General features: G+C 44.6%; 2 protein-coding genes and 1 CRISPR repeat array. Of the genes, one reads left to right on the plus strand and one right to left on the minus strand.

Features of this window, described 5'->3' with window-relative positions; genetic code table 11:
* Window positions 1–656: glycoside hydrolase family 10-like protein (locus EWV68_RS13705; RefSeq protein ID WP_287170121.1), on the plus strand; the 656-nt coding region annotated here is incomplete at its 5' end.
* 360 nt (window positions 657–1016) lie between these two features.
* Here the strand turns inward: EWV68_RS13705 and EWV68_RS13710 are convergent.
* On the minus strand, window positions 1017–1739 hold the full coding sequence (locus EWV68_RS13710; protein WP_287170122.1) for an NUDIX domain-containing protein: 723 nt from the start codon (window positions 1737–1739) through the stop codon (window positions 1017–1019).
* A 123-nt stretch (window positions 1740–1862) separates the two neighbouring features.
* Window positions 1863–5019: direct repeats of the CRISPR family, unit length 37 nt; unit sequence GTTTCCGTCCCCTTGCGGGGTAAATATCGTGGCGAAG.
* Window positions 5020–5353: the final 334 nt, after the last annotated feature.

Below are 5353 nucleotides of genomic sequence, written 5' to 3' on the forward strand. Positions count from 1 at the left end.
TCCAGAAATTTATGACGGAGTTAGTCTTAGAAGCCGTTTCTAATTACGATCTTGATGGAATTCAGTTTGACGACCATACCAGCCTGCCTAAAACCTTTGGCTATGATCGCTATACGCTCAATCTATATCGTCAAGAAACTAAACGCGAGGCTCCTGCTAATCCCGATAATCCTGACTGGGTGCGTTGGCGAGCTAATAAAATTACCGCATTCATGACAAACTTGAATAAAGCGGTGAAGCAAAGAAAGCCTAATCTTATTTTCTCGGTGTCTCCTAACTACTATGAATTTGCCTATAAGCAACAATTGCAAGATTGGCTAGGCTGGGTACGACAAGGGATTGTCAATGAGTTAATTGTGCAGGTCTATCGCAATGATTTAGAGGATTTTCGTGCTCAAATTAGTCGTCCTGAAATTGCGGAAGTCAAAAATAAAATTTCCACAGGTATCGGGATTCTATCTGGACTCCGTAACAACAATATCCCCATGTCACAGATTTATTCACAGGTGATCGCCACTCAAGAGCGTAGTTTAGGCATCTCCTTCTTTTATTACAAGAGTCTCTGGGGCTACGGTCCTGAATCAGTTAGCGATCGGCAGAGGGATTTGCAATATCTCTTCCGCAACCCTGCCCCCAGATTTGCTATTAGAAATTAACCAGAAAGAGGGGGCATTGCGCCCCCTTTCTGGTTTTGTTTTGCCTACGGCAAAACGAAAATCCAAAAACTTACTGTGATTGATTTTGGGTTTTAAATGAGTATGCACTCGTCTGAAAACCGCTATATAGATAATTCAAATAAGAACTACAGCTTCGACTTCGCTCAGCTAGCTTACACCGATGGCTGAGCGGAGTCGAAGCCCCTCTGCAAATTATTTAAAACAACTATAACTTTACTTTCCCCCGCCTATCCTAATTCTGCTAGTAAGTAATCGCCTCCATCATATTTTAGCCATTCAATTTTTTTAATTAAGTCTTCTTTAGACACAAAGTTTCTTTCTATAGTTTCAAAACCATCTTTATCTGGGAATAAATTCTATTGTTTCATCGCAATTGGATAAAGTTCGGATGTGCTGTACTTGATGCAATGCACCTGTTTGTGCCATATAGCTTAAAACATAAACTCCAATAATTTTTGTGTTACTAGTTTCCATTTGGGTCTCTTCGAGTGTTTCCCGAATTGAGCAATTCTCCCAACTCTCTCCGAGATCGCAACCTCCGCCTGGCAAACTAAAATGTTGTTCGTTAAAATCTCGGACGATGCAATACATTCCTTCTTTGTTTTTTGTAAAGTTAAAAACTTGGCTTGAAGGTAGGGTAGGATTGTAGGCTTTTTTCTTAAACTCAAATTCAATTTTAAGGATTAATTTTTTTACATATTCTGCAACATAGTCTAGGATTTGAACTAACTGATTGTTATCGTTTCTTTTAGATAATATTTTTTTGGTATTTTTGGAATTTAACACTTGTCGATGTTGTGTTTCCTGTTTGTTCCAATTTGAGGAGACAGATGTCACAAATGAATGATAAATGTTAATTGCAGTGTTAATTGTAGAAACTTTTGGGTGTTTTTTGTTTGAGGAAGTTTCTACTTTTTTTTCGGCTAGAATGTAACCCATTTGAACAATGTTATTAATTTCAACTCCAGCTTCTTCTTGAGTTGCTTTAATCACTGTATTGATTGGGGTTTCGCCTGTCTCCACATATCCAAAAATAAAGTTATCTGGCTCTTCTGGGTTCATGGGGATAAGCAAAGCTAATAGTATCCAAAAGCCTTTCTGAGCAAGAGTTATAGGCGTATCATGTCGCCAGCAATTGTATCGAATATATACCATTTCCCCCTCAAACCCAGAAGAGCCGATTTTGTTTACGCCCTCTTGTGGGGTAAATATCATGGTGAATTTCTTTCTTGAAACCTTCTTATCGGTCTTCAACTTTAGCATTTTTGTCCCCTTGCGGGGTAAATATCGTGGCGAATGTTTGTTAGTTAGTAAATTCATAAAATAAATGAAGTGACTAGTTTCCGTCCCCTTGCGGGGTAAATATCGTGGCGAAGTTAGGGTGGAAGATATGATATAGGAGGCTAGCATGAGTTTCCGTCCCCTTGCGGGGTAAATATCGTGGCGAAGTTGTGCTACAGCTTGTAATGCTAGATCACCAACTATAGAGGTTTCCGTCCCCTTGCGGGGTAAATATCGTGGCGAAGAAGATCGGGAGTAAATGCAACAATTTTTAGCGGTTCATGTTTCCGTCCCCTTGCGGGGTAAATATTGTGGCGAAGAACCGCCATCAATGTTAAAAAACCTCACGTATTTTTGTTTCCGTCCCCTTGCGGGGTAAATATCGTGGCGAAGTCGCAAATGCGATTTACAGCGATCTTGACTCGCTTGAAGAGTTTCCGTCCCCTTGCGGGGTAAATATCGTGGCGAAGACCTTCAGTAAAAGATCGAAACATGGTAAAGATTGAGTTTCCGTCCCCTTGCGGGGTAAATATCGTGGCGAAGCGGACAAACGCCAAATACAGCTTTATCCGTTTCCTATTCTGGAGTTTCCGTCCCCTTGCGGGGTAAATATCGTGGCGAAGGCTATCTAGTGCGCGTTCTCGTGTAAAAGGTGCTGGTATAGTTTCCGTCCCCTTGCGGGGTAAATATCGTGGCGAAGCGGAGGTATATGGTCATGCCTAGTTATCGACCCAGAAGTTTCCGTCCCCTTGCGGGGTAAATATCGTGGCGAAGCAACTCCAATACACTCACCCAGTAAGATTTTTCTCCCAATGTTTCCGTCCCCTTGCGGGGTAAATATCGTGGCGAAGAAACATTCTTTTCTGCTGAATCTCTTGATGAGTTTTGGGTAAGGTTTCCGTCCCCTTGCGGGGTAAATATCGTGGCGAAGCTAAACATATAGGAGATAAGATAATGACAATAGAATTTAGGTTTCCGTCCCCTTGCGGGGTAAATATCGTGGCGAAGGAAAAAAACAAAGAGTTCGCACTACTACTTTGCGAACTCACACGTTTCCGTCCCCTTGCGGGGTAAATATCGTGGCGAAGTTTTGTTGAAAAGTTGAGGACTGAAAAAGAGCATAGTTTCCGTCCCCTTGCGGGGTAAATATCGTGGCGAAGCACAAACCCTATCGTATTGCGTCTACATCCTAGCGAGTTTCCGTCCCCTTGCGGGGTAAATATCGTGGCGAAGTACCTAGTTGTCATTGGCGAGTTCGCTTATAGGGATGGTTTCCGTCCCCTTGCGGGGTAAATATCGTGGCGAAGTTACCCTCAATAGACTCCATAACCGTAGGTTCCAAAGCGCGTCGTTTCCGTCCCCTTGCGGGGTAAATATCGTGGCGAAGTTGTAATCGAAGGTATTTTGACAAGTCGCGTTTACAACGGTTTCCGTCCCCTTGCGGGGTAAATATCGTGGCGAAGTTCTTTAAGGCTGGTAAGTATGGTCAATCTTTGTTTATTTCGTTTCCGTCCCCTTGCGGGGTAAATATCGTGGCGAAGATTATGAATCACGGTGAGCAGTGTCTCGCTGTGCTAGTGTTTCCGTCCCCTTGCGGGGTAAATATCGTGGCGAAGTCAGGAGTGCATTTTTGGTATGGATTTTATTACTCTAGTCGTTTCCGTCCCCTTGCGGGGTAAATATCGTGGCGAAGTGCTAGTTGTTGATGATGAGTTTGATAACTATCAAGTTCAGTTTCCGTCCCCTTGCGGGGTAAATATCGTGGCGAAGAAGATTAGAAGCTGCTATAGAGTATGCAAAATACTTAGGTTTCCGTCCCCTTGCGGGGTAAATATCGTGGCGAAGTGCTTTATTTGGTGCTGTAGTCCCTAGTTTTTTAGCGTTTCCGTCCCCTTGCGGGGTAAATATCGTGGCGAAGACTATACTCCGTTTGCCCAAGGTTCGTTCCCTTTGAGATACGTTTCCGTCCCCTTGCGGGGTAAATATCGTGGCGAAGGATACAGCGCACTCCGCAAGCATGAGTTAATTGCGCGTTTCCGTCCCCTTGCGGGGTAAATATCGTGGCGAAGTGAGTTAGGTGGTATTGCCCCCAAGGAATTACGGAAGGAAGGTGAAGGTTTCCGTCCCCTTGCGGGGTAAATATCGTGGCGAAGGCTAGAGATGAATAGATTGCCTATAGGTGACATGGTTAGTGTTTCCGTCCCCTTGCGGGGTAAATATCGTGGCGAAGTCAGTTGAATCAGAGAGTATTGCCTTAGATCCAGCCAAGTTTCCGTCCCCTTGCGGGGTAAATATCGTGGCGAAGGGGAGACCCCGTGACGCCCCCTAAGACCAGCGCGTCTTGTTTCCGTCCCCTTGCGGGGTAAATATCGTGGCGAAGTGACCAGCGCGACTGGAAGTTGGATAGTGTGCCTTTCAGTTTCCGTCCCCTTGCGGGGTAAATATCGTGGCGAAGACAACCCGTGATGGCGCTGTATGGAGCCAAGAAGTCTCTAAGTTTCCGTCCCCTTGCGGGGTAAATATCGTGGCGAAGTACTGCCGATGAGCCTGACGCTACGCTAATGACCAGTTTCCGTCCCCTTGCGGGGTAAATATCGTGGCGAAGATGGAACCACCATTGACAACGTAATTATCAAACTCATCGTTTCCGTCCCCTTGCGGGGTAAATATCGTGGCGAAGTCATCGATCCACCGTTGCAACGTGCGGCGGCTGACAATGGTTTCCGTCCCCTTGCGGGGTAAATATCGTGGCGAAGTAGAGACACTAAAATCAAGACAGAAGAAATGTCTCTTGCTGAGTTTCCGTCCCCTTGCGGGGTAAATATCGTGGCGAAGACTTACGACCACTGCACCGTCAAACCATTTAACCCTAACAGTTTCCGTCCCCTTGCGGGGTAAATATCGTGGCGAAGTGAATTTATCAGTTGAGAGTATAGTATCATTTGTGAAGAGTTTCCGTCCCCTTGCGGGGTAAATATCGTGGCGAAGGCGACAAACGATCCGCGACAAGGCGGTGCTGTTGTGGTTTCCGTCCCCTTGCGGGGTAAATATCGTGGCGAAGCCTAGGCTTCTGAATGCTATATACTATGAAGTTTTCAAGGTTCGTTTTTTGCAGTCCACTTAACATTCGTTTACAAACGAACTCGAAAACAAATGGAAAACTTAAAATTGTTTTCAAAAGTGCAATATCAATAAAATAGCCCAATTTCGCCAACAAGTCAAACTAAAAAACACCCATTAGCCCACAAATAATCACCCAAACTCCTAAAACCTAGTCATAACGACCCGCGACAAAAATAGCCAATACTTTACATTGCTTAACACTCATAAAATCACAAAATCAGGCGGCTCATAAGGACGTGGACTGCCAAACACCCTAGTCCGCCTCTTCGCCG

Source organism: Microcystis sp. M_QC_C_20170808_M9Col, from assembly GCF_007095495.1.
GTDB classification, from domain to species: Bacteria; Cyanobacteriota; Cyanobacteriia; order Cyanobacteriales; family Microcystaceae; genus Microcystis; species Microcystis aeruginosa.

Coding starts and splice junctions, on each gene's coding strand:
- EWV68_RS13710 (WP_287170122.1), bottom strand. CDS start 1,739: ATGAACCCAGAAGAGCCAGATAACTTTATTTTTGGATATGTGGAGACA.